Source organism: Merdimmobilis hominis, assembly GCF_900104615.1.
Taxonomy (GTDB): domain Bacteria; phylum Bacillota; class Clostridia; order Oscillospirales; family Ruminococcaceae; genus Merdimmobilis; species Merdimmobilis hominis.
The window spans coordinates 521368-546953 of sequence record NZ_LT629939.1 but is presented as its reverse complement, the minus strand read 5'-3'; the positions used below and the strand labels follow the sequence as shown (position 1 = coordinate 546953).

The 25586-nt window shown below is 57.3% G+C and carries 20 protein-coding genes, 2 tRNA genes, 1 pseudogene and 1 other annotated feature; of the genes and pseudogenes, 15 read left to right on the top strand and 8 right to left on the bottom strand.

Translation table 11 applies throughout. The features are described 5' to 3' along the window. Window positions 1–8 precede the first annotated feature (8 nt). From BQ5353_RS02595 to BQ5353_RS02575, 5 genes are all read left to right on the top strand, one after another. Window positions 9–1886, top strand: a complete 1878-nt coding sequence (locus BQ5353_RS02595; RefSeq protein ID WP_054331240.1) for an ABC transporter ATP-binding protein — start codon at window positions 9–11, stop codon at window positions 1884–1886. 110 nt (window positions 1887–1996) lie between these two features. Next, on the top strand, window positions 1997–2362 hold the full coding sequence (locus tag BQ5353_RS02590) for a hypothetical protein (RefSeq protein WP_071427267.1): 366 nt from the start codon (window positions 1997–1999) through the stop codon (window positions 2360–2362). A gap of 97 nt (window positions 2363–2459) precedes the next feature. Next, entirely contained in the window at window positions 2460–3830 is a 1371-nt protein-coding gene (locus tag BQ5353_RS02585) for a CCA tRNA nucleotidyltransferase (protein ID WP_071427266.1), read from the top strand. Beyond that, window positions 3815–4171, top strand: coding sequence for a DUF6054 family protein (locus BQ5353_RS02580; RefSeq protein ID WP_054330868.1), 357 nt, complete (start codon window positions 3815–3817; stop codon window positions 4169–4171). The genes BQ5353_RS02585 and BQ5353_RS02580 overlap by 16 nt, the downstream gene beginning before the upstream one ends. A gap of 54 nt (window positions 4172–4225) precedes the next feature. Continuing rightward, on the top strand, window positions 4226–4672 hold the full coding sequence (locus BQ5353_RS02575; protein ID WP_054330869.1) for a GatB/YqeY domain-containing protein: 447 nt from the start codon (window positions 4226–4228) through the stop codon (window positions 4670–4672). Between the two features lie 54 nt (window positions 4673–4726). On the opposite strand, the gene BQ5353_RS02570 is transcribed toward BQ5353_RS02575, so the two are convergent. Together BQ5353_RS02570 and BQ5353_RS12870 are read right to left on the bottom strand one after the other, a co-directional pair. Next, window positions 4727–4918, bottom strand: coding sequence for a ferredoxin (locus BQ5353_RS02570; protein ID WP_054330870.1), 192 nt, complete (start codon window positions 4916–4918; stop codon window positions 4727–4729). A gap of 17 nt (window positions 4919–4935) precedes the next feature. Further along, window positions 4936–5088: a hypothetical protein gene (locus BQ5353_RS12870; protein WP_153801611.1), complete on the bottom strand. Its 153-nt coding sequence runs from the start codon at window positions 5086–5088 to the stop codon at window positions 4936–4938. Window positions 5089–5313: 225 nt separating this feature from the next. Here BQ5353_RS12870 and BQ5353_RS02565 point away from each other — a divergent pair, with 225 nt between their 5' ends. Then, entirely contained in the window at window positions 5314–5796 is a 483-nt protein-coding gene (locus tag BQ5353_RS02565; protein WP_071427265.1) for a C-GCAxxG-C-C family protein, read from the top strand. Between the two features lie 31 nt (window positions 5797–5827). On the opposite strand, the gene BQ5353_RS02560 is transcribed toward BQ5353_RS02565, so the two are convergent. The 4 genes from BQ5353_RS02560 to BQ5353_RS02545 all read right to left on the bottom strand — a co-directional run bounded on the left by BQ5353_RS02560 (window position 5828) and on the right by BQ5353_RS02545 (window position 9205). Then, window positions 5828–6682 carry a MetQ/NlpA family ABC transporter substrate-binding protein gene (locus tag BQ5353_RS02560; RefSeq protein WP_054330871.1) on the bottom strand — a complete coding sequence of 285 codons (855 nt, stop codon included), beginning with the start codon at window positions 6680–6682 and terminating at the stop codon, window positions 5828–5830. A 31-nt stretch (window positions 6683–6713) separates the two neighbouring features. Further along, the gene (locus BQ5353_RS02555) at window positions 6714–7394 is read right to left on the bottom strand and encodes a methionine ABC transporter permease (RefSeq protein ID WP_054330872.1); all 681 of its coding nucleotides are present in this window, start codon (window positions 7392–7394) and stop codon (window positions 6714–6716) included. Then, window positions 7382–8416 carry a methionine ABC transporter ATP-binding protein gene (locus BQ5353_RS02550; RefSeq protein WP_054331241.1) on the bottom strand — a complete coding sequence of 345 codons (1035 nt, stop codon included), beginning with the start codon at window positions 8414–8416 and terminating at the stop codon, window positions 7382–7384. Before BQ5353_RS02550 ends, BQ5353_RS02555 begins: the two co-directional genes overlap by 13 nt. Before the next feature lie 97 nt (window positions 8417–8513). Further along, window positions 8514–8774, bottom strand: a binding site (T-box leader). Between the two features lie 140 nt (window positions 8775–8914). Next, window positions 8915–9205, bottom strand: a complete 291-nt coding sequence (locus BQ5353_RS02545) for a DUF4491 family protein (RefSeq protein WP_071428398.1) — start codon at window positions 9203–9205, stop codon at window positions 8915–8917. Between the two features lie 185 nt (window positions 9206–9390). Here BQ5353_RS02545 and BQ5353_RS02540 point away from each other — a divergent pair. Then, a tRNA-Pro gene (locus BQ5353_RS02540) sits at window positions 9391–9467 on the top strand. A gap of 481 nt (window positions 9468–9948) precedes the next feature. Here the strand turns inward: BQ5353_RS02540 and BQ5353_RS02535 are convergent. Both BQ5353_RS02535 and BQ5353_RS02530 read right to left on the bottom strand, forming a co-directional pair. After that, window positions 9949–10025, bottom strand: a tRNA-Pro gene (locus tag BQ5353_RS02535). Window positions 10026–10151: 126 nt separating this feature from the next. Then, window positions 10152–10631: a YbaK/EbsC family protein gene (locus BQ5353_RS02530; RefSeq protein WP_054330873.1), complete on the bottom strand. Its 480-nt coding sequence runs from the start codon at window positions 10629–10631 to the stop codon at window positions 10152–10154. A gap of 569 nt (window positions 10632–11200) precedes the next feature. Here BQ5353_RS02530 and potA point away from each other — a divergent pair. From potA to BQ5353_RS02485, 8 genes and pseudogenes are all read left to right on the top strand, one after another. Beyond that, window positions 11201–12250, top strand: coding sequence for a spermidine/putrescine ABC transporter ATP-binding protein (gene potA / locus BQ5353_RS02525; RefSeq protein WP_071427264.1), 1050 nt, complete (start codon window positions 11201–11203; stop codon window positions 12248–12250). After that, the gene (locus tag BQ5353_RS02520; protein WP_071427263.1) at window positions 12247–13059 is read left to right on the top strand and encodes an ABC transporter permease; all 813 of its coding nucleotides are present in this window, start codon (window positions 12247–12249) and stop codon (window positions 13057–13059) included. The genes potA and BQ5353_RS02520 overlap by 4 nt, the downstream gene beginning before the upstream one ends. Then, window positions 13056–13874 carry an ABC transporter permease gene (locus BQ5353_RS02515; protein ID WP_071427260.1) on the top strand — a complete coding sequence of 273 codons (819 nt, stop codon included), beginning with the start codon at window positions 13056–13058 and terminating at the stop codon, window positions 13872–13874. The genes BQ5353_RS02520 and BQ5353_RS02515 overlap by 4 nt, the downstream gene beginning before the upstream one ends. A gap of 1 nt (window position 13875) precedes the next feature. After that, a complete protein-coding gene (locus BQ5353_RS02510) occupies window positions 13876–15099 on the top strand; it encodes an ABC transporter substrate-binding protein (RefSeq protein ID WP_071427259.1) in 1224 nt (407 codons plus the stop codon). Between the two features lie 556 nt (window positions 15100–15655). Beyond that, window positions 15656–15904, top strand: a pseudogene (locus BQ5353_RS02500) (ABC transporter permease); the annotation flags it as partial. Next, window positions 15901–16719, top strand: a complete 819-nt coding sequence (locus tag BQ5353_RS02495; RefSeq protein ID WP_071427260.1) for an ABC transporter permease — start codon at window positions 15901–15903, stop codon at window positions 16717–16719. The pseudogene BQ5353_RS02500 and the gene BQ5353_RS02495, both read left to right, overlap by 4 nt. A 1-nt stretch (window position 16720) precedes the next feature. Next, entirely contained in the window at window positions 16721–17944 is a 1224-nt protein-coding gene (locus BQ5353_RS02490; RefSeq protein ID WP_071427259.1) for an ABC transporter substrate-binding protein, read from the top strand. Window positions 17945–18072: 128 nt separating this feature from the next. Then, a complete protein-coding gene (locus BQ5353_RS02485) occupies window positions 18073–25353 on the top strand; it encodes a GH36-type glycosyl hydrolase domain-containing protein (protein ID WP_071427258.1) in 7281 nt (2426 codons plus the stop codon). Window positions 25354–25586: the final 233 nt, after the last annotated feature.

Genomic DNA, 25586 nt, shown 5'->3' with positions numbered 1-25586 from the left:
CCGCACCTATGCGCGGACCCGGCAACGGACCGGGCAAACACGGGTATGCGCGCCCTCAGAACATGGGAAAAACTCTCCGCTTCCTGATGGGGTATATCGGCAAACACAAGCTGCTGCTGGTGGTAGTCATTGTATGCCTGTTTGCCAGCTCCTTTGCCATGGTGGCGGGGAACTACTTCCTGCGGCCATTGATCAACAATTACATCCTGCCCGGCGATTTTGCCGGTTTGGCCAAGATGCTGACGGTGATGGCCCTAGTTTACCTGACCGGTGCCTGCTGTTCCTACGCATACGCCCGCATTATGGTTCACATCTCCCAGCAGACGGTGTATGAGATGCGCCGGGACTTGTTTGACAAGATGGAACAGCTCCCCCTGAGCTATTTCGACAGCCACACCCACGGCGAATTGATGAGCCGTGTCACCAACGATATCGACACCGTCAGCGAGGCGGTCAACAACAGCTTCGCCTCGCTGATCTCCAATGGGCTGACTTTTGTTGGCACCCTTTCTATGATGGTCTTCCTAAGCCCTGGGCTCACCCTGATTTCCCTGGGCTTTTTGGGGCTCATGTTCCTGCTCATCAAAGTCATCGGCGGTAAGAGCCGGTTTTACTTTGGCCAGCAGCAGCAAAAGCTGGGCAATGTAAATGGATACATCGAAGAGATGATCGAGGGCCAGAAGGTCATTAAGGTCTTCTGCCATGAAGAAGAGGCTAAAGCCCAGTTTAAGGAGCGCAACGATGCGTTGCGCCAAGCGGCCATCAGCGCCCAGAGCTATTCCGGCATCATGATGCCTATGATGGGCAACCTCTCCCACGTCAACTACGCAGTCACCAGCTGTGTCGGCGGCCTGATGGCCATTGCCGGCGGCTTGGACCTGGGTTCCCTGATTTCCTACCTCCAGTACACCCGTCAGGTGGCGAACCCCATTTCCCATCTATCCCAGCAGATTAACACCATTCTGGCGGCTTTGGCCGGCGCGGAGCGGGTGTATGAAGTGATGCAGGTGGAGCCGGAAGTGGACGAAGGCACCGTCACCCTCACCGAGGCCATCCGCAAAGAGGACGGCACCCTGGAGGAAACCAGCGAACACACCGGCATTTGGGCCTGGAAAGCCCTAGGCCCCGCCGGTACTGTGGTGCTGGAGCCGGTTCTGGGGGATGTGCGGTTCCACAACGTGGTGTTTGGCTACAACAAGGATAAGACCATCCTCCACGACATCAGCCTGTTTGCCAAACCCGGCCAGAAAATCGCCTTTGTGGGTTCCACCGGTGCGGGCAAAACCACCATCACCAACCTGATCAACCGGTTTTATGAAATCCAGTCGGGCACCATCACCTACGACGGAATCGATGTCCGGCTGATTGAAAAGGACTCCCTGCGCCGCTCCTTGGGGATCGTCTTGCAGGATACCCACCTGTTCACCGGAACCATCGCCGACAACATCCGCTACGGCAAGCTGGATGCCACCGACGAAGAGGTGGTCGCCGCGGCCAAACTGGCCAACGCCCACGCCTTTATCAAGCACCTGCCCCAGGGGTATGACACCGTCCTCACCGGGGATGGCGACAACCTCTCCCAAGGCCAGCGGCAGCTGCTGTCCATCGCCCGGGCAGCGGTGGCCAACCCGCCTGTGCTGATTTTGGATGAGGCCACCAGCTCCATCGACACCCGGACCGAGAAGCTTATCGAGAAGGGCATGGACCGCCTGATGGCCGGCCGGACGGTGTTTGTCATCGCCCACCGCCTCTCCACTGTGCGAAATGCCAAGGCCATCATGGTCTTGGAGCAGGGGGAGATCATCGAGCGGGGCACCCATGAGGAGCTCCTGGAGAAAAAGGGCCGGTACTACCAGCTCTACACCGGCAAAGCCGAATTGGAGTAAAAAAGATCCCTCGCTGCGGCGGGGGATTTTCTTTTTTTGCTCGGTTGTGAAAAGCCTGGCGGTGTGGTACTATAAGACCGTAGAATTGTATCGGAAGGGGGAGCGCTGTTGTGAGAGGAGCTGTCAAAATTGTGGTTTGCATAGCTTTTGCTGCGGCAATTGCCGCTTCGTTCTTCCTAGGAAGCTACAAAAAGGAGCAGGAGTATACCGAAAGTAGAATACAGCGCTGTAACACGCTAATTCTGTTTGCGATTGATAAAGCTGAGAAGGAGGATCTGTCCAATCAGGAGACGATGAAGGCACTAATTAGCAACATCTATGCCGCTTACGAACTTTGTGACAACCCCATTGGAGCGCAGCAGCTGCATGATTTGTGGAATACCATGATTTTTGAAGGTGAAACCTATATTGGCAAAGAGGATATGTTGGCTGACCAGCTGAGAGGTATTTTAAATAGAATGCAGGCAGCGGAATAACAACCCAAAACTTTTGAAGGAAAAGAGAGCTTGCACCCGGACTTTTCAACAAACCGGGGGAAGTGTATAATAGGAACGGTAATAAGGGGGATGAGACATGTTTTTGCCAGTAGGGGTATCGGGCCTTTTGGAGGCGCTGGAAACAGCCGGATTTGCCGCCTATGCGGTGGGCGGCTGTGTCCGGGACAGCCTTTTGGGCCGAGTCCCCCAGGATTGGGACATCGCCACCTCTGCCCGCCCGGAGGAGGTGCTGGCCCGGTTCCCCCACGCCATACCTACCGGTATCGCCCACGGCACTGTTACAGTGGTGTGGGAGGGGGAGCCCTTTGAAGTGACCACCTTCCGGGCGGAGAGCGCCTACACCGACCACCGCCATCCGGATCAGGTTCGGTTTGTCCCGGATTTGGAGGCGGACCTGGCCCGGCGGGATTTCACCGTCAATGCCATGGCATGCCGCCGGGATGGGCAGGTGATCGACCGGTTCGGCGGCCGGGAAGATCTAAAAAATGGGATCATCCGCTGTGTGGGGGACCCAGGGGAACGGTTCCGGGAGGACGCCCTCCGGATCCTGCGGGCGCTGCGGTTCGCCGCCTGCTATGGGTTTCGGCTGGAGGAAAAAACTTCTGCCGCGGTGCTGGAATCCCGGGAACTCCTCTGTTATGTGGCGGCGGAACGGATCTGGGCAGAGTTTTCACGCCTTCTCTGCGGCATAGACGCCGGTCGGGTGCTGAGGGAGTTCCCTCAGGTGATTTTTGCAATTTTGCCAGAGCTTTTCCCAATGGAGGGATTTTTGCAGTACAACCCTCACCACGACCGGGATGTGTGGGAGCACACCTGTGCCGCAGTGGAGGCATCCTCTCCTGAATTGGCAGTGCGCCTTGCCATGCTGCTTCATGATTGCGGCAAGCCCGGCTGTTTCACCTTGGACGGAGAGGGAACAGGACACTTCTATGGCCACGCTCAAAAAAGCTTGGAACTGGCTGGGACGGTGCTGAGGCGGTTGCGGGTTCCCCGTTTATTGGGGGAACGGGTACTTCTCCTCATCCATCTTCACGACCGGCCGGTGTTCCCGGAGGAGAGGTGGGTCAAGCGCCAGCTGGGCCGCTGGGGGGAGGAGGTCTTTTTCCAGTGGCTGGCGGTCAAGGAGGCGGATACCCTGGCGCAAGCCCTGGCTTTCCAGCCGCCCCGTTTGGCAAACCTCCGGGAGGTGGAGGCCGCCGCCCAAGCCGTTTTGCGGGAAGGGCAGTGCTTCAGCCTCAAACAGCTGGCGGTCACCGGCTGCGATCTGTTGCAGCTGGGCATCCCCCAAGGGCCTCAAGTGGGGGCGCTGCTGGAACAGTTGGTTCAGGCGGTCATCGACGGCCAGGTGGAAAATCAGAAAGAAACCCTGCTGGCTTATGTGGCGTTCCTGTCCACAAGCACAGGGGAGGAGCCGGGAAAAGGAGGGAACCCATGGCCCAATATGTAACCGATTTCCCTGGGAATTTGGATGTGTTTTCCCAGGAGCTGCAAAACGGGATACTAGGGGGGAGCGCCTCCGCCAGTTTGGAGGAGGAAAGCCGCTGCCGTATCGGCAATGTGCGATGCTGTGTCCAGGCATACGAGCGCTACAGTTACACTGGGGGCAATCGGGTCAGCCTGGGGGTCACTATGCTGGAATCGGAGGGGAAGATCCACCTTGTAGCCATCGCCACCGGCGGCAGCCAGGCGATGTTCTTCAAAATCAACACCTTTGGCGAGGAGGCCTTTTTGGAACAGTTGGTGGAGGTGGTGGAACGGTTCCGGTCGGCAGCGGCGATCCCTCGTTAAAAATCCAATGCATTTATTTAATATGTAACCTATTTGACAGGAGGTTGTTTCCCTATGGCAAAGACCCAAGAAGTGCAGAAACAAATGATGATGGCGCTGAAAAACAAGGAGCACGCCCGAAAGGACGCACTGTCCCTTCTCCTCTCCGCCCTGAAGGCCAAGGCCAAGGACAAGCGGGAGGATTTGACCGAGGAGGAGGAAGACGCCATCATCCTCAAGGAGATCAAGCAGGTCAAGGAAACACTGGAGAGCGCCGCCGGCCGCCAGGACATCATCGAGGAATGCGAGTTCAAATTGAAGGTCCTCTCCGAGTTCGCCCCCCAAAGCATGAGCGAGGAGGAGATCCGGGCGGCGGTGGAATCGGTGCTGTCCAGCCTTGGCATTGAGGTGCCCACCGTCAAGGAGAAGGGCCTCATTATGAAAAATCTGATGCCTTTGGTGAAAGGCAAAGCCGATGGCAAGCTGGTCAACCAGGTAGTGGAGGGCTTTTTCCAAAAATAAAGCAAGCAAAACAGGGGAGGATACCTATATCCTCCCCTGTTTTTGTTTCAAAGATTATTCCTCTACTGTGATGACCGAGACAGGGCAGCTCTCCTGGGCAGTGATGGCCCCTTGTTTGGCTTCTTTGGGCACAGGGCTTTGGTGGACAGCGGCAATGCCGTCCTCCGCCATGCAGAAAACTTCTGGGCAGAGTTCCACGCAAAGGCCGCAGGAGATACAGCCCTCCCGGTTGATATGAGCGAACATACAATCACATCCTTTGGTTACAGCGTTTCTTTGAGATGCTCGGCCACCTGCATCAGTTCCCCCAGGGTGGAAATCTCCACATTGGACTGGAGAATGAACATCTGCACATGGTTGGGCAGGGAATTGAAATAGGCGGAAAGGTCGGAATTTGCCTGATAATACTCTTGCATTTAATCACCCTGCATTAGTTTGTGCGCCGATGGCACAGCCATGCCCGGCAAATTTCGGGGAACTGGCGAGAAAACCTTGGCAAAATCCATTGCATACCTTCTGGGAATGTGATACAATACCCATGAAATTCATAGATAAAATAAATTAAAATTATAAAATACATAATATTTTACCTATGATAAAAATGACGGATACCTTTCCGCCAATCAAAGGGGAGAATGAAGTTGGAAAAAAGTAGAGTGGAATTGGCGGCAAAGCGCCATGCGGGAGGCTATAACTGCTGCCAGGCGGTGGTCTGCACCTATTGCGATTTGTTGGGGATGGATGAAGTGACTGCGTTCCGCGCGTCGGAGGGGTTTGGCCTGGGAATCGCCGGCATGCAGGAGACCTGCGGCAGCGTTTGTGCCATGGTGTTTTTGGCGGGCCTCCGGAACAGCGACGCCAACCTGCAAAAGCCTGCAACCAAATTGGCGACCTTTGCTTTGGGCCGCCAGATGGCCGAATCCTTTGCAGAGAAGAACAGCACGGTGGCCTGCAAGGTGCTCCGGGGAACCGATGGGGTCACTGACCGGCTGCGCAGCTGCCGCGGCTGTGTCATCGACTGCGCCCGGATTGTGGAAGAGACCCTTTTCCCCGGAAAATTCGCGGCCTATGAAGGCCCGGAGGATGAATCCCCAATATCCAACCAAAAAGGCACCAGCTTATAGCCGGTGCCTTTTTTCGCGCAGGACATAAAAGTTATTGGTTGGTCCAAGCGGGGAGGTAGGAGCCTTTGTAAGTTTCTTCGATCACCTTGGCCACAGCGTCGGTGTGGTAGGCGTCCACCACTTTTTTGTACACCTCATTGTCTTTATCTGCAGTGCGGGCGACGATGACGTTGATAAAGGGGTTGTTCTCCGTTTCGCTGCTGTCGGTGGACTCCAGGAAGATGGCATCCTGGGCGGGGATCAACCCAGCGTCCACTGCATGGCCGCCGTTGATCACTGCGATAGCTACGTCAGGCAGAAGGCTGGGGGTCTGGGCAGCTTCCACCTCATAGATATCCAGGTTTAGGGGATTCTCGACGATGTCGGCCTTGGTGCCCAGGTACCCCACCTCTGGGTCTATCTTCAAAAGGCCGGCGGATTCCAGCAGCTTGAGGGCGCGGCCGCCGTTGGTGGCGTCGCTGGGGATGGCCACTTTATCCCCCTCCTTGACCTGGGAGACCTCCTGGACGTTGACCGAGTAGATGCCTAAGGGGGCGATGATGGTCTCGCCAATCACTGTCAGATCCAGGTTCTTTTCCTCGATTTCCTTGTTTAGAAAGGCGTAGTGCTGGAAGCTGTTTAGGTCGATGTCCCCATCGGCCAAAGCCTGGTTGGGCAGGCTGTACTCGCTGAATTTGACCAGTTCAATCTCAATGTTGTCCGCAGCGAGGGCAGCTTTTACTGGCTCCCACTGCTCGCTGTTCTCCCCGACAACGCCGATCTTGACGACGGTTTTGCCACCCTCCCCAGAGGAGGAATTTTCAGCGGGTTTTCCGGAACAGGCGGTGAAAGAAAGAGCTAGGGCTGCGGCCAACAGGGCGGATGCGAGGCGTTTCGTGGTTTTCATAATGGATTCTCCTTTTTTCATTGGTTTTGGATTAATGGGTGGTTTTCTTGATGATATAATTGCCGATCCCTTGGATCAGGCTGATCATGAGAAGGATGATCACCACAGTGACATAGGTGATGTCCACCATGTTGCGCTGGTGGCCGTAGCGGATGGCGAAGTCCCCTAAGCCGCCGCCGCCCACAGCGCCAGCCATGGCGGTGAGACCAACCAAGCTGACAAAGGTGATGGTGGTGGCCCGGACGATGCCCGGCACGCTCTCCTTGAGATAGACCCGGAAGATGATCTCCCAGGGGCTGGAGCCCATGGCCTGGGCGGCTTCGATGAGGCCCTTGTCCATCTGGGCTAAGGCAGTCTCAATCTGCCGGGCGAAGAAGGGCACGGTGCCGAAGATCAAAGGCAGGATGGCCCCCTTGGTGCCGATGGCAGTCCCCACCACCGCGCGGGTGAGGGGGATGAGGGCGCCGATGAGGATGATGAAGGGGATGGAGCGGAACAGGTTGATCACCCGGTCCAATGTAGTGTATACCAGTTTGTTTTCTAGGATGTTGCCCGGTTTGGTGACGGTGAGCACCACCCCCAGCACCATGCCGATGACAAAGGAGATCGCGCCGGAAAAGGCGATTAAATACAAGGTCTGCTGAAAGCTTTTGACCAGTTCGGGCACCCGGTCGAGGACGTTAGGGATCAGGCTTGCGATTACTTCTGGCATTGTTTGAGTACCTCCACTTCTACCTTTTGCTGCCGCAGATAGGCGATGGCCTGGGCGATGTCCCCCTCCCGGCCGCTGGCAATGATAATGAGCCGGCCCAAGGGGGATTCCTGGATGATTTCAATGGAACCGAAGACGATGTTGCAGTTGATGGAAAACTTCCGGGACACTTCAGAGATCAGCGCTTGGGAGGCCCCCATCCCCAGGTAGGTCAGCTGCAAAATCTGTTCCCCGGGTTTCAAGGCCACCACGGGGGAGCCTTCCCGGTCCAACTCCTCCACCTTCTGGGCCAGGGAGGAGGTGTTGATAAACCCTTGGGTCACCGGGCTCTGTGGGGTGGCGAAAAGGCTGTACACATCCCCTTGTTCAATGACTTCGCCGTGTTCCATCACCGCGGCCCGGTTGCAGATTTCCTTGATCACCGCCATCTCGTGGGTGATGATGACGATGGTCACCCCCAGTTCCCGGTTGACCTGTTTCAGCAGCTTGAGGATGGCAGTGGTGGTCTGGGGGTCCAGAGCGCTGGTGGCCTCGTCGCAGAGGAGGACTTGGGGGTCGGTGGCCAAAGCCCGGGCGATGGCCACCCGCTGCTTCTGCCCGCCGGAGAGCTGGGAGGGGAAGACATCCCGTTTGTCCGAGAGGCCGACCAGCTCCAGCAGGGAGGTGATCTTCTTCTCAATCTCCTCTTTGGGGCGGCCTTTGAGGGGATAGGCGATGTTTTCAAACACTGTGCGGGAGGGCATCAGGTTGAAGTGCTGGAAGATCATCCCGATGTTTTTGCGGGCTTGCCGCAGTTCTTTTTCCGAAAGGCCAGTCAGTTCCACCCCGTCTACGGTGACGGTGCCTTCAGTGGGGGTTTCCAGCAGGTTGATGCAGCGCACCAAGGTGGATTTTCCCGCGCCGGAAAAGCCCATGATACCGAAGATATCCCCCTTGTCGATGGAAAGGGTGACGTGTTTGACCGCTTCCACCACCTTGCCAGGGGTTTCAAACCGTTTGGAGATGTTGCTTAATTGAATCATTGGGTGTGTGCCTCCTTTTGTGATTGGGCAAAATTCAAAGACAAATGTGGGAGCGGCGAAAATCACAATAAAAAAGCCCCCGTCCTCGAAAAACAATTTCAAGGACGAGAGCTAAAATAGCTTCGTGTTACCACCTTAATTCACCCATGCCTCACGGCATGAGCCTTGACAAGTACGGGCCGATGAGCCGATACTCTGACGCGATTACGGGCGCACCCGTCGTATCCTATGCCGGGGAAACCGGCGGTCGGTACGCAGCTCCGAGACCATGTTCAACCACATTCTTTGTACCTCTTTCCACCAGCCGAGGCTCTCTGTGACACGCCTTGTGATCTACTCTTCTCTTCACAGCTTTTGTCTGTGTTGAATTTTTCTACATAATACTGCGTCTTTTGGAATCTGTCAAGAGGTTTTTTTCATCAAGTTTGGAAGGAGAGGGAAGAAATCCTGATAAAAAGGCGTTTGAGCCATAAAAATTTTGTCCTCTCAAAGGATTGGTTACCGGCTGCGCGGCGGATTGTGCCGGGCGGCTCTGGCGCGGTTTCCATGGGAAGAGAGGTCGGAGAGCTCCTTGATGCTCCACAGACAGGTGAAGCCCAGCACTCCCAGTACAGCGGAGAGGAGAGGGGCGGCGGTGCGCAGGGACAGCACCAAGAAGAGAATCCCTGCGGCGAGGAAGGCAACCCAAATTTTGTTGGAAAATTTCTCCTCAGCAAGGACCACCAAGGGGTGGAACAGAGCGATGATGAGGAAGGTGGCAAGGCCGGTCCACAGGCCGATAGTCTGCATGGGAAATCCCCCTTTGGCGAAAATGGTGGGCATTTTTGTGCCGCTTGAGGAAATTGTATGCGGCTGCAGGGGAAAGAATGCGAAAAATTTTTGGAGGAGCAAGGCGAAAATTTGAGAGTTCGCACCAAATCTTGAAAAAAGGGTTGCAACTTGGAGCGAAATGTGGTATCTTAAATAAGCAGTTTCTGGGTATGGCGCAGATTGGTAGCGCGCTACCTTGGGGTGGTAGAGGCCGTGGGTTCAAATCCCGCTACTCAGACCAAAAACCAGGTTCAATTGAGCCTGGTTTTTTTGCTGTATTGGGATATCTATCTAAAGAAAAGCGCCTTTTGGCAATTCTCCCATTTCCTTGAGAATGCTCTCATATCGGCATCAAAAGGCCTGTCTGCAGATCTTCATACTCAGTATTGAGGAGTTTTTGCATGGACGATAAAATTGATATATATTCCCCCAACAGAACTCCCATGTGCTTTCCGTCGTCCATATCGCCTGCAAACTTATATTCTTCATCGGTTTCCACCCAGAGCATCTAAGTGGAAACTCCCAAATCTTAGGGAGCTGGCTGACGGTCACGACATAGTGGGTTCTCCCACTTCTGGATTTCATAGAAAATGCAGCACAGTGTTAACGTCAAGGGAAAATGTATCAATCCTTGGCAGCCGTTATGTTTTACTAAGAAAAACTGTTCCGCGGGGCTGGGGCAAAAAGAAAGCAGCCGGTGTACAAGTGTACACCGGCTGCTTTGGTCTGAGTAGCGGGATTTGAACCCACGGCCTCTACCACCCCAAGGTAGCGCGCTACCAATCTGCGCCATACCCAGAAAGCTTTATTATTATAGCATGGCGCTTTTCAATTTGCAAGCCCTTTTTGCAATTTTTGTCGGGAGAGGGCGTGAGTATTTAAAAATTATGTTGGGAACCGGGCACAACACACATACCTTTACCCTCTATTCTTCTTCCCGCCAGCCTTTGCAGACGTCCACCCACCCGGCGGCCCGGGAATAATCGAACAGCTCCTGAGGGGTTAATTCAATGGCGTTGTGGCTGCTCCCGCAAGCGGGGAACACAGTGGAAAACCGCTGGAGGGAGACATCCAGGTATACCGGAATCCCTTCAGGAAGGGCAAAAGGGCAGACCCCGCCGACAGCGTGACCGGTTTTTTCCAGCGCCTCCTCTGGGGTGAGCATCTTCGCCTTGAGGCCGAATTGGGCTTTATAAGCGCCGTTGTAGAGTTTGGCATCCCCTGCCATCACGATGATCAGCGGGCTTTCTTTCCCTTGAAGGGAAAGGGTTTTGGCAATGCGTGCAGGCTCTACTCCCACTGCTTGGGCAGCCAGTTCCACGGTGGCGGTGGTGGCTTCAAAGGTGAGGATATCCCCACCCCGGCCAAATTGATCCAAATATTCTTTAACTGCTTGGGTAGACATAATAACACGACCATCCTTCGCTTTTACTTTTGTTTGCAGGAGACGCTCGACTGGGCGGGATTCCCGCTGGGAATCGCTTTGCGATTATTGTAGCACAAATTCCCCTGCCTGTGGAAGAGCGGCGGGGAGAATCCGCCTGAATTCGGGAGGAAAAAGCATCCGGTGGAAGGGCAGTGTTCCCTTGCAAAAGGCCACCTTTATAACATTGGGAAAAAAAGGAAAATATGAGTGGTGAAAACCGATGATTCTTAGAGAAAATCAGAGAATTTTTGAGAAAAACAGGTGGTTTTACCCAAAAAATCGGCAGAAATCCCGCAAAATGCAGATAAATATGGATTTTTTGCGAAAAATCATTGACAATTCTAAGAATTATGTTATATTGGTTTTTGCATCTGTGTAAACAGTAAAAATGAGCACAGCGACGTATGTACCGCCTAACAACGGGCGCCGGTTTTCCGGCCGCCACGATTAGAAACTAACCTTTTGCGGGGAGCGGTCAAAAGGCGCTGTGGGCCCATGGGGCCCCGTAGGGGCCGGCAGGGCTAAAAATCCGCAAAGGGGGATGCAGAATGGAAAACTGTATTATCAATTTAAAAGACATCGTCGTCGAATACGACGGCGAGCGTGTACTCAACGGGTTGAACCTGGAGATACACGACAAGGAATTTGTCACGTTCCTTGGCCCCTCCGGTTGTGGGAAAACCACAACGCTGCGAATCATCGGTGGATTTGTGGAGCCAAAGGAAGGCGACATTTTTTTTGACGGGGTGCGGATCAACGACCTACCCCCTCACAAACGCCAGCTGAACACCGTGTTTCAGCGGTACGCCTTGTTCCCGCATTTAAACGTGTATGAAAATGTCGAGTTCGGCCTGAAGTTGCGCAAAATGCCGGAATCGGAGCGCAAACAGCGGGTGCGGGAGATGCTGGAGCTGGTCAACCTCAAAGGGTTTGAGCGGCGCAACATCAACCAGCTTTCCGGCGGCCAGCAGCAGCGGGTAGCCATCGCCCGGGCGCTGGTCAACCATCCCAAAGTCCTATTGCTGGACGAACCCTTGGGCGCCCTTGACTTAAAACTGCGCAAAGAGATGCAGATCGAGCTCAAACGCATCCAGCAGAGCCTGGAGATCACCTTCATCTATGTCACCCATGACCAGGAAGAGGCACTTACCATGTCCGACCGGGTAGTGGTCATGAAGGACGGTTACATCCAGCAGATCGGCACCCCTCAAGACATTTACAACGAACCGGCCAACGCCTTTGTGGCCGACTTCATCGGTGAAAGCAACATCATGGACGGCCTGATGTACGACGATTTTAAAGTGCAGTTTGCCGGCAATGAATTTGAATGTGTGGACAAGGGCTTCGGCCAGATGAAACGGGTGGACGTGGTGGTCCGGCCTGAAGACGTCAAGGTCGTTGCCCCGGATGAGGGCCAGCTCAACGGCGTGGTCAATTCGGTCATCTTCAAAGGCGTTCACTTTGAAATGATGGTGGAGGCCGCTGGCTACAACTGGATGATCCACTCCACCAAAATGGAGGAGCCCGGCTCCATCATCGGCATGCGCATTGACCCCTTCGACATCCACATCATGCACAAGATGGAGGATGAAGAATGAAAAGTAGATACTCTGCCTACCCATACGTAATTTGGATGGTCATCTTTACCGTGGTGCCCCTCCTGTTGGTGGCCGCCTTTGCGATCACCGATTCCTCCGGCGCCTATACGCTGGAAAACATCTCTGCGGTGGGGGAGTACACCCCGGTTTTGATGCGCTCCATCTGGCTGGCGGCCATTGCCACGGTGCTCTGCCTGGTGATCGCCTATCCGTTAGCCTACATTCTGTCGCGGAAAACCGGGAGCCAGCAGCGCACCATGCTGATGCTGGTGATGCTGCCCACCTGGATGAACTTTTTGCTTCGCACCTACGCCTGGATGACCTTGCTGGAAAAAAACGGCATCATCAACCGGCTGCTGGGCTTTATCGGCCTTGGGCCCTTTGAGATGATCAACACCCAGGGTGCCGTGGTGCTGGGCATGGTGTACGACTACCTGCCCTTTATGATCCTGCCCCTGTATTCCATCATGACCAAGATCGACAACAGCGTCATCGAAGCGGCTCAGGACTTGGGGGCCAGCACCCCGCAGATTCTGCGCCGGGTGCTGATCCCCCTGAGCATGCCGGGCATCACCACCGGTATCACCATGGTGTTTGTACCGGCGGTCTCCACCTTTATTATCTCCCGGATGCTGGGCGGCGGCGGCAACCTGCTGATCGGCGACCTGATTGAGCTCCAGTTCCTGGGCAACGCCTACAACCCCAACCTGGGTGCGGCCATCGCCTTGGTGCTGATGGTTCTAATCCTCCTTTGCATGAGCATCACCAACCAGTTTGACGGTGAGGATAAGGAGGATATGATCATATGAAAAAGACTAGCTGGTATTCCAAAGCATATATGTCGGTGGCGCTGGGCTTCCTTTACCTGCCCATCCTGGTGCTGATTGTGTTCTCCTTTAATGAGAGCAAATCCCGCGGGGTGTTCACCGGCTTCACCTTGGATTGGTATGTTAAACTGTTTCACAACGAGATGATCCTCTCCGCCCTGTTCAACACCCTTGTCATCGCGGCTATCGCCTCGGTGGTGGCGACGGTGATTGGCACATTGGCGGCCATCGGAATCAACGGCATGAAAAAATGGGCGAAAAGCCTGGTGATGAACGTCACCTACCTGCCCATCATCAACCCGGAGATTGTCACCGGCGTTTCCATGCTGCTGCTGTTTGTCTTCATCCGGGACAAATTCAACGTGGACATGGAGCTGGGCTTCTTCACCCTGCTTCTGGCCCACATCACCTTCTGCACCCCCTACGTCATCCTCAATGTGCTGCCCAAGCTGCGGCAGATGGACAAACACACCTTTGAGGCGGCCCAGGATTTGGGGTGCAGCCCGGCACAGGCCATCTGGAAGGTGGTCATCCCGGAGATTATGCCCGGCATTATGGCGGGCTTCCTGATGGCGTTCACCTATTCCATCGACGACTTCATCATCTCCTACTTTGTCAGCGGGCCCACCTCCCAGACCTTGCCCATCGCCATCTATTCCATGACTCGGCGCAAGGTCAGCCCCCAGATCAACGCCCTATCTACCATCATCTTTGTGGTGGTGCTGCTGGTGCTGTTAGGGTCCAACATTGTGGAGGCCCGCCGGGAAAAACGGCTGAACCGGAAGGAGGAGGACTAGGATGAAACGGATTTTTGCCCTCCTTTTGGCCCTCGCATTGGCTGCCGGCCTTTCCAGCGCCGCTTTTGCCTTGGAGGAAGAAGACCTGGATATGGAATACTACACCCGCTTCAAAGGACAGAACATCTCCATCAACGTCTACAACTGGGGCGAGTACATCTCCGATGGGTCGGACGACTCGATGAATGTCAACAAAGAGTTTGAGGAGCTGACCGGCATCAAGGTCAACTACACCAACTTCGCCACCAATGAGGAGCTCTACGCCAAGCTGAAAACCGGCGGCGTCAGCTATGACGTGATCATCCCCTCCGACTACATGGTCGCCAGGATGATCAACGAGGGGATGCTCTCCCCCATAAACTTTGACAACGTCCCCAATTTTAAGCACATCAGCGAAGAGTTCAAGTACCAGCCCTATGACCCGGAGAATCTCTATTCGGTGCCTTATACCTGGGGTGTGGTGGGCATCATCTACAATACCACCCTGGTGGATGAAAGCAAGGATATGGAGACCTGGGACATCCTGTGGGATGCGGACTACGCTGGGGAAATCCTGATGTTCTCCAACCCCAGGGACGCCTTTGGCATTGCCCTGAAAAAATGCGGCTACTCTATGAACCCCGACAGCACCGATCAGCTCCGGGAGGCCACCGAGGCCCTCAAAGACCAGAAGTACCTGGTGCAGGCCTATGTCATGGATGAAATCTTCGACAAGATGACCGGCGGCGAGGCAGCCATCGCCCCCTACTATGCCGGCGATGCGGTCACCATGATCGACGACAACCCCGACCTGGCCTTCGCCATCCCCCGGGAGGGGACCAACCGGTTCCTGGACGCCATGTGCATCCCCAAGGAGGCGAAGAACAAAGAAGCCGCCGAGATGTACATCAACTTTATGTGCGAGCCGGAAGTGGGCGCCGCCAACGCGGAGTACATCGGCTATTCCTCCCCCAACGACGCGGCTTTTGAACTGCTGGATGAGGAGACCCAAGAGAGCCCCATCATCTACCCCAGTGACGAGGTGATCGAGAAATCGGAGTTCTTCAACGAGCTCCCCACCGAGATCAACCTGGCCATGGATAAGATGTGGACCGAAGTGCTCAGCAACGATGAGCAGTACAGCGAGTGGTTTATTCCCATTTTGCTCGTGGTCTGCATCGGCCTCTCCATCGCCATCAATGTGGTGCGCACCTTGCGGCGCAAGCGGGAATCCCGCAATTATTAAACATTTTTTCCCATTTTGAGGAGCCTTCCGGCGGGAAGGCTCCTCTTTTCGCCGTTTTGGTGAATTTTTCTTGCTAATTTCTCACAAAATAAGCAGGAATACAACCAAAACAAAGGAAGTGGCAGACGATGGACCGGCAAACCTTAGAATGGGACGACAGCGCCTATTCCCTGATGATACAGTGCAAACGGGCCCAAAAACAGCTTTCCCTGCGGTATCACGAGGCGAAAAACGCCTCTTCCCCCAGCGGGGCTGGGCAGTGGCTGGTGGATAATTTTTACATCCTTTCCAGGGAGGAGAGGGAGACCCGCACTGCCCTAAAAGCCAACCCCAAGGGAGTGGCCAGGCTGGCTGTTCTCTTTTTTGGGGAACTGCGCCGCCACCCCTTGGGCGAGCAGGAACTGCGGGATTTGATCCTTATGGAAGACAGCCGCAGCCGCCTCACGGTGGAACAGCTGGAGCAGGTGGCACTCTCCCTGAAAGTGGCATACCTGCTATTGGCCGCCGACGCCTTTGGGGAAGAGGAGCGGGAGGAGTGGATTTCCCGGGCGGTCNCATGCCGGGCATCACCACCGGTATCACCATGGTGTTTGTACCGGCGGTCTCCACCTTTATTATCTCCCGGATGCTGGGCGGCGGCGGCAACCTGCTGATCGGCGACCTGATTGAGCTCCAGTTCCTGGGCAACGCCTACAACCCCAACCTGGGTGCGGCCATCGCCTTGGTGCTGATGGTTCTAATCCTCCTTTGCATGAGCATCACCAACCAGTTTGACGGTGAGGATAAGGAGGATATGATCATATGAAAAAGACTAGCTGGTATTCCAAAGCATATATGTCGGTGGCGCTGGGCTTCCTTTACCTGCCCATCCTGGTGCTGATTGTGTTCTCCTTTAATGAGAGCAAATCCCGCGGGGTGTTCACCGGCTTCACCTTGGATTGGTATGTTAAACTGTTTCACAACGAGATGATCCTCTCCGCCCTGTTCAACACCCTTGTCATCGCGGCTATCGCCTCGGTGGTGGCGACGGTGATTGGCACATTGGCGGCCATCGGAATCAACGGCATGAAAAAATGGGCGAAAAGCCTGGTGATGAACGTCACCTACCTGCCCATCATCAACCCGGAGATTGTCACCGGCGTTTCCATGCTGCTGCTGTTTGTCTTCATCCGGGACAAATTCAACGTGGACATGGAGCTGGGCTTCTTCACCCTGCTTCTGGCCCACATCACCTTCTGCACCCCCTACGTCATCCTCAATGTGCTGCCCAAGCTGCGGCAGATGGACAAACACACCTTTGAGGCGGCCCAGGATTTGGGGTGCAGCCCGGCACAGGCCATCTGGAAGGTGGTCATCCCGGAGATTATGCCCGGCATTATGGCGGGCTTCCTGATGGCGTTCACCTATTCCATCGACGACTTCATCATCTCCTACTTTGTCAGCGGGCCCACCTCCCAGACCTTGCCCATCGCCATCTATTCCATGACTCGGCGCAAGGTCAGCCCCCAGATCAACGCCCTATCTACCATCATCTTTGTGGTGGTGCTGCTGGTGCTGTTAGGGTCCAACATTGTGGAGGCCCGCCGGGAAAAACGGCTGAACCGGAAGGAGGAGGACTAGGATGAAACGGATTTTTGCCCTCCTTTTGGCCCTCGCATTGGCTGCCGGCCTTTCCAGCGCCGCTTTTGCCTTGGAGGAAGAAGACCTGGATATGGAATACTACACCCGCTTCAAAGGACAGAACATCTCCATCAACGTCTACAACTGGGGCGAGTACATCTCCGATGGGTCGGACGACTCGATGAATGTCAACAAAGAGTTTGAGGAGCTGACCGGCATCAAGGTCAACTACACCAACTTCGCCACCAATGAGGAGCTCTACGCCAAGCTGAAAACCGGCGGCGTCAGCTATGACGTGATCATCCCCTCCGACTACATGGTCGCCAGGATGATCAACGAGGGGATGCTCTCCCCCATAAACTTTGACAACGTCCCCAATTTTAAGCACATCAGCGAAGAGTTCAAGTACCAGCCCTATGACCCGGAGAATCTCTATTCGGTGCCTTATACCTGGGGTGTGGTGGGCATCATCTACAATACCACCCTGGTGGATGAAAGCAAGGATATGGAGACCTGGGACATCCTGTGGGATGCGGACTACGCTGGGGAAATCCTGATGTTCTCCAACCCCAGGGACGCCTTTGGCATTGCCCTGAAAAAATGCGGCTACTCTATGAACCCCGACAGCACCGATCAGCTCCGGGAGGCCACCGAGGCCCTCAAAGACCAGAAGTACCTGGTGCAGGCCTATGTCATGGATGAAATCTTCGACAAGATGACCGGCGGCGAGGCAGCCATCGCCCCCTACTATGCCGGCGATGCGGTCACCATGATCGACGACAACCCCGACCTGGCCTTCGCCATCCCCCGGGAGGGGACCAACCGGTTCCTGGACGCCATGTGCATCCCCAAGGAGGCGAAGAACAAAGAAGCCGCCGAGATGTACATCAACTTTATGTGCGAGCCGGAAGTGGGCGCCGCCAACGCGGAGTACATCGGCTATTCCTCCCCCAACGACGCGGCTTTTGAACTGCTGGATGAGGAGACCCAAGAGAGCCCCATCATCTACCCCAGTGACGAGGTGATCGAGAAATCGGAGTTCTTCAACGAGCTCCCCACCGAGATCAACCTGGCCATGGATAAGATGTGGACCGAAGTGCTCAGCAACGATGAGCAGTACAGCGAGTGGTTTATTCCCATTTTGCTCGTGGTCTGCATCGGCCTCTCCATCGCCATCAATGTGGTGCGCACCTTGCGGCGCAAGCGGGAATCCCGCAATTATTAAACATTTTTTCCCATTTTGAGGAGCCTTCCGGCGGGAAGGCTCCTCTTTTCGCCGTTTTGGTGAATTTTTCTTGCTAATTTCTCACAAAATAAGCAGGAATACAACCAAAACAAAGGAAGTGGCAGACGATGGACCGGCAAACCTTAGAATGGGACGACAGCGCCTATTCCCTGATGATACAGTGCAAACGGGCCCAAAAACAGCTTTCCCTGCGGTATCACGAGGCGAAAAACGCCTCTTCCCCCAGCGGGGCTGGGCAGTGGCTGGTGGATAATTTTTACATCCTTTCCAGGGAGGAGAGGGAGACCCGCACTGCCCTAAAAGCCAACCCCAAGGGAGTGGCCAGGCTGGCTGTTCTCTTTTTTGGGGAACTGCGCCGCCACCCCTTGGGCGAGCAGGAACTGCGGGATTTGATCCTTATGGAAGACAGCCGCAGCCGCCTCACGGTGGAACAGCTGGAGCAGGTGGCACTCTCCCTGAAAGTGGCATACCTGCTATTGGCCGCCGACGCCTTTGGGGAAGAGGAGCGGGAGGAGTGGATTTCCCGGGCGGTCCTGGGCCTTCAGCAGCTGGGTGGGGTGGACTTCGCCGCCCTGGAGGAACTGGGCGCGGTGGAGGAAACCCTGTGGGAGGACCCCGCTGGAATCTATCCCCGGATGACGGTGGAAAGCCGCCGCCAATACCGCCGCACCGTGGCTTGGATCGCCAAGCTGCAAAGGGAAAAAGAGGAAACAGTGGCCCGCTGGGCAGTGAACCAAGCCCGTGCCGGCGGCGTGGAGCGCACCCGCCACGTGGGGTATCCCCTCCGCCACCAGGTCCAGATGGAGGAGGCCCGCCGCCGGCGGGGGAGACTCCTCCTGTGGGGGAAGGGCCTTCTTCCGCTGGCCCTCTCCTTGGCGGGTGGTTGGTGGGCAAAAAACGGGTGGATTGTCCCGGCTCTATACCTTCCCCTGTGGGAGGCGTGCGGCCCCTTTTTGCAGCGCCTTGCCATGGCCGGCGTCAAGACGGATTACCTCCCCCGGATGGAGCTCACACCAGGGGAAGCCCCCCGGTGCGCCGTGGTGGTGACCACCCTTTTGCCTTCCGCTGCCCGAATGGGGGAACTGGGGGAGCACTTGGAGCAGCTCTATCTCTCGAACCGGGAGGAAAATCTGGTGTTCTGCGTGCTGGCAGACTTTCCAGAGGGTCCGGCCCTCACCGCGCCAGAGGATGATTCCCAAGCCAGGGCCGCCCGGGAGATGATTGAAGAATTGAACAGCCGTTGGGGGAGCCGGTTCCTGCTGGCCCTGCGCCCTCGTACCTATTTGCGGCAGGAGGATTTGTACCGCGGCTGGGAGCGCAAACGGGGCGCCCTGGTGGAATGGGTCCGGTTTTTGAAGGGCTTCCCGGTCACCTGGCACACCTTCTGTGGGGATGCCGCACTGGTGCAGGACTGCCCCTTAGTCATCGCCCTGGACAGCGACACCCAGCTCCTCTTCGGCTCGGCCAAGCGGATGATCGCCGCGGCGGTCCATCCCCTTAACCGGCCGGAGGTGGACAAGGCCCTGGGGCGGGTGACCGAGGGTTACGGCATCCTCACCCCCCGGATGGTCACCCGCATGGAGGGGAAGACCCGGTTTTCCCGTTTGATGGAGGGCTGGGGAGGGGTGACCCCCTACGACCTGGTCAGCCGGGATGGGTACCAGGATTTGTTTGGCGAGTCCATCTTCTGCGGTAAGGGAATTTTCTGGGTGGATACCTTTTTCGACCTTCTTTCCGAGAGGTTCCCCCAAAACCAAGTCCTCAGCCACGATGTGCTGGAAGGGGAGATTCTGCGCACCGGCTTTTTGTCTGACATTGAGCTGGCAGACGCCGCCCCCCGCACCGCTACCGAGTGGCTGGAGCGGCTTCACCGCTGGGTGAGGGGTGATTGGCAGAATGCCGGCTGCTTGTGGGATGGGCAGTTTTCCCCTCTTTCCCGCTATAAGATTGGGGACAACCTGCGCCGCTCCCTGACCCCGGCGGCGGTTCTGCTGGCGGTGGTCTTAGCAGCCTGCTCCACAGGCCGGACTGCAGCCGCCCTCGCTGTCGCGGCGCTCTTGGCCCTTTGCCTCTCCCCGGTGGTATCCGCCCTGGAGACTGTCTTGGCCGGCGGGTGGTTTGCGGTCAGCCGCAAATACTTCACCGGCGCCATCCCCAAGGCCTTTGAACTGCTGGGACGGGCGGCCTCCTCCCTCATCTTGCTGCCCCAGAGGAGCTTTGTCGCCCTGGATGGAGCAGTCCGAGGGGGGATCCGGCGGTTTTTTACCCACCGAAAATGCTTGGAGTGGAGGACAGCCGCCCAATCCGGCGGGGGAGGGCTGGCCCTCTCCCGGTATCTGCCTGCCCAGATGCTGGGCCTACTCCTCCTGTTTTCCCGCAGCGGGGAGGGGCGGTTTTTCGGCCTCTGCTTCTCCTTGATCATCCCCTTTGTCTGGTTCACCGCCCAGAGCGGAAGCCGCAAACGGGGGAAGCTGACCCCAGCCCAGCGGGACGCCCTTCAAAGCCAGGCGGCGGCCATGTGGAATTTTTACGAGGACTATGTGAACCGGGAAAACCACTTCCTGCCGCCGGACAATGTCCAGTTTGCCCCGGTGCTCCGGGAGGCGCGGCGCACCAGCCCCACCAACATCGGCATGTACCTGCTCTCCGCCTTGGCGGCCCGGGATCTGGGGCTCATCGATTCCAAGGGCCTGGCCCTGCGGGTGGGGAGGACAATCGCTTCGGTGGAGAGGCTGGAAAAATGGCAGGGGAACCTGTACAACTGGTACGACACCAGCTCCCTCACGGTGCTGCCGCCCCGTTATGTCTCGGCGGTGGACAGCGGCAACCTGGCCTGCTGCCTTGTAGCGCTCAAAGAGGGGCTCAAGGAGTACCGGGGGGAGGAACCGGCCCTCACCGGCCTGATCCGGCGGGTGGAGGCGCTGGTCGATGGGACAGATCTATCCCCCTTTTACAACAAAAAGAGGAACCTCTTCTCCATCGGGTACGACAGCGAAACGGGGGAGCTCAGTGCCTCCTGTTACGACTTCTTGATGAGCGAAGCGCGGATGATGAGCTACTTTGCCCTCAGCATGGGTCAGGCCCCCCGCCGCCATTGGGGGGCGATGAACCGCTCCATGAGCCGCAGCGGTTTCTATGCCGGACCCCTCTCCTGGACCGGCACCATGTTTGAATACTACATGCCCCACCTGCTGCTCCCCGCCGGGGAGGGCACTTTGCTCTGCGAGGGCCTGCGCTACTGCCTCTACTGCCAAAAGAAGCGGGTTCGGGCCAAAAAACTGCCTTGGGGGATCAGCGAAAGCGGGTACTATGCCTTCGACGGGGAGCTCAACTACCAGTACAAAGCCCACGGGGTACAGCTGTTAGGGGTAAAGAACGGCTTGGACCAGGAGTTGGTCCTCTCCCCCTATTCCACCTACCTGGTATTGCCTTTCAGCCCCCAAGGCGCCTTTGCCAATTTGAAAGAGCTGGAAGCCCTTGGCCTGTGGGGGAAATACGGCCTTTATGAGGCGCTGGACCTGACCCCCTCCCGCCTGGAGGGGAATAGTTCAACTGTGGTGAAGAGCTATATGGCCCACCACGTGGGGATGAGCCTTGCCGCCTTGGACAACGCCTTCTTTGAAAATGCCATGCAGCGCCGCTTCCTGCGGGATAAGCGGATGAAGTCCGCCCGGGAGTTTTTGGAGGAGCCAGTGTCCGGCGACCCAGCCGTCTGCCGCGGGGAGGGGGAGGAGGGGCCTGCCCCTGCCATACAGCCCCAGTTGGAGGAATATGTGGGGAAAGTGCATCCCCAGTCCCCCCGGTGCGTCTTTCTCTGCAATGGGGAGGTGACCGACGTTCTCACCGACGTGGGGGCAGGGTTCTTCCGCAAGGGGGAGATTGAGCTCACCCGGAGGGGGGAGGACTTGCTGTGCCACCCACAAGGGGTTTACGCCTTTTTTCAAGGGCCACAGGGCTGCTTGGCCCCCACCGCCGCCCCTTTTTATCAAGAGGGGACAGAACACCAGGTCAAGCTCCAAGGGGGTGGGGTGACCTACTTTGGACAAAAGGGGAATCTGGCTGCCGAGCTGTTCTGCGGGGTGTACCCCCGCCTACCGGTGACTTCCCGGACGCTGACCCTCCACAACCGCGGGGGGGATGCCATCCAAGGGGAGGTGCTCTTTTACCTGGAGCCGGTCCTCTCCACCCAGAGGGAATATGAGGCCCACCCCGCCTTCTCCAAACTCTTTTTGGAGTTTGACTGGGAGCGGGAGAGCCGGGTGGTCACCGTCACCCGCCGCCTGCGCCACGGGGGGAAAGGGGAGCCGCTGACCGCCGGCCTTCTGGAGGAATTCCCTTATGAGCTGGAGTGCAAGCGGGAAAACCTGACCCCCAACGGAAAGGGGATGGAGGCCCTGAAAGATTTTGCGGGGCTCCCCTTTTTGGGCTCCAACAGCGTACCGGATGGGGCCGTGGCCCTGCGGGTGAAGGTAGAGCTCCCCGCCGGGGGAAAGAAGAAGTTGACCCTTCTGTTGGCGGCGGGCGGCCCGGATACCCTGATTGCCGCACGGCGGGAAGGGGAGCTAACCGCCAAAACCGCCGCCCAATCCCCCATGCTGCGGGACAGTGGAGAGGGGCGCCTCGCCATGGCGGTGCTGGGGCAACTGTTCTACAACAAGAGGGATGGCCGCCACAACCTGGCGGCGCTGCGAAAAAACACCCTGGGACAGCCTTCCCTCTGGCCTATGGGCATATCTGGTGACCTGCCCATCGCGGTGGTGGAGACCGGCGACGCTCCCGATCCCCAGCGGCTGGAGGCATACCTGAGGCTCCACGCCATGCTGCGCCTCTGCCTCCTCCGCTTTGACCTGGCGTTGCTCTTCGATTCCCGCAAAAGTCCCCTCGCCGCCGGGGAAATCCTGGAGATGGTGCAGGCCTCCGGCGGGATGGAGGTCCTGGGCGCCCGGGGCGGAATCCATTTGGTGGACTCCCAAAACTACCCGCCGGAGAATATCCTCCTCCTCAAGGCGGCGGCGCGGCACATCTCCCCAAAGTCGATGGTTCTCTTTTCCCATCCCGCTGGAAGCTACCGCCCGATGGAGATTCTGCCGGTACAGGGGGATTTGCTTCCCTCCCAAGGGGTGAAAACCAGCGGGGGAATCTTGGCGGGGGATCGGTTTTATGTGGACCGCTCTTCCCCTCTGCCGTATTCCCACATCCTGGCCAACCCCGCCTTTGGAACCTTGGTTTCCGACGGGGAACTGGGATTCACCTGGGCAGTCAACGCCCGGGAAAACAAGCTGACCCCCTGGAAAAACGACTTCGCCTCCGGCAACGATGGGGAAAAACTGCTCTGCCGGGTGGATGGACGCTGCTTCTCCTTAACCCGGGGGGCCCTCGCCTCCTTCGCCCCCGGCGATGCCCGGTATGAAGGGGAATTCTGCGGAATCCGCTTCCGGCTGACGGTAACGGTGCCAAAGAAGGGGAGCGTCAAGCGGATGCATCTCTCCCTCACCAGCGGGCAGGGTGTGCCCAAACAGGTGGAGGTCGCCTATTACACCGAGCCAGTGCTGGGCCCAGGCCGGGAATACGCCCGGTTCCTGAAAACCCGGTTCACCGGCCGGGAGCTGATTCTGGAAAACCCCTACCAGACCGCGGTGCCAGGGGTGGTTGTACTCAGCTGCGGCAGGCGGGAGTTGACTGCCACCTGCGACCGGGCCGCCTTCCTCTGCGGGTCTTGGGAAACCGGCCCTATGGCTCCGGTCAGCGACCCCTGCGCAGCCCTTGTGGCCCGGGCCGCCCTCCTCCCTGGGGAGGAAGAGGAGATGGAATTCCGCCTGGCCTTTGGGGCAGAGGAGAAGGCCGCCCTCTACCTGTCGGGGATGGACTTCCCCGCAAATCCGGCGGACGGGGATTTTATCGCAGTCCGCACCCCCGATGAAGGGTTTAACAGCTTGGTCAGCCACTTCCTCCCCCATCAGATCCTCAAGGGAAGGGTGGAGGGCCGCACCGCCTTTTACCAGTGCGGAGGCGCCTATGGATTCCGGGATCAGCTCCAGGACGTCTGCGCCCTGCTGCTCACCCACCCAAAGGCCGCCCTACGGCAGATTACCCGCTGCTGTGCCGTCCAGTTTGAAGAGGGGGACGTCCTCCATTGGTGGCACCCCCTGCCCAAGGCCGGCGGCGGTGTCAAAGGGGTGCGCACCCGTTTCTCTGACGATTTGATCTTCCTGCCCTGGGCGGCAGCCCAATACGCCAAAGCCACTGGAGACACCGGTTTCTGGGATACCCCCATCCCTTACCTGAAGGGGGAGGAGCTGGAACCAGGGGAGATGGAACGGTATTTCGCCCCCCAAAAAAGCGGCCTGCGGGAACCTGTTTACTGCCACTGTGTCCGGGCGCTGGAACGGGCGTACCGGCTGGGCAACCATGGCCTGCCTCTCATGGGCTGCGGCGATTGGAATGACGGTTTCAGCGCCGTGGGCTCCGGCGGCAAGGGGGAGAGCGTCTTTGTGGCGCTGTTCCTCGCCATGACGCTGGAGGCTTTCGCCCCTGTCTGCGAGGGGAGGGGGGATATCCAGCTGGCCGCAGAGCTACGTGAGCGGGCACAATTTCTAAAAGGAGCGGTGGACCGCTCCTGCTGGACCGGCGCTTGGTACCTGCGGGCTTACTTTGACAGCGGCAGTCCCATGGGGGCCGGCGGAAAGGAATGCGCCATCGATTCCCTGCCTCAAAGTTTTGCCGCCCTGGCCGGCATGCCGGACAAAGAGCGGGTGAAAACTGCCCTGCTGGCCGCCTACGAACATCTGGCCGACTTTCAGGTCGGCATTGTCCGGCTGTTTGAAGGCCCCTTTGTAGGAGGAGGGGAAAATCCCGGTTACATTGCGGCCTATAGCGCCGGTGTGCGGGAAAACGGCGGCCAGTACACCCACGGGGCCATCTGGCTGGCCCTGGCTCTCTATCAGGCGGGGTTGGAGGACAAGGGGTGGCAGCTGCTACAGCTGCTAAACCCCATCCGCCGGTGCCAAAACCCCCAGTGGGCACCAAGCTATAAACTGGAGCCCTACTATCTGGCGGCAGACATCTATTCCAGCCGGGAAGCCATGGGACGGGGCGGCTGGAGCCTTTACACCGGCGCGGCTTCTTGGTACTACCGGGCGGCGGTAGAGACGGTGCTGGGCATCCGCCGGGAGGGGGGACGGCTCTTCCTTTCGCCCCATCTGCCCCCAGAGTGGGAGACGGCGGCCTTCTCCGCCCGGATTGCCGGGACGCCCTTAGAGGTTGAGTACCGCCGGGGGAAGGCCCTGCGCCTCACGGTGGATGGGGCGGAACGGGAAGACATCCCCCTGGATGGTATCCCCCATCGGGCGGTGCTGGAAATCCCCCGGCCAATTGAAAACAAACCCTGAACATTATAGGGTAAGATTGGAAAAAAAGAAGGGCTTGTGCTATAATAGTCGCCAAGCAGCGATTGGTGAAAAAGCTTTGTTGGGGAGTGTCTCTTCCGCCGCAGTGCGCCGCCAAGCTTTTTCGGATCTGTGCAAATTTTTATGTTGTCAACAATTCCAGCAGTATTTTCTACCGGCGCTTGGGTCCCCAAAAAGCGGACCCAAGGGCCTGCAACCCATTTTGATTGGAGATG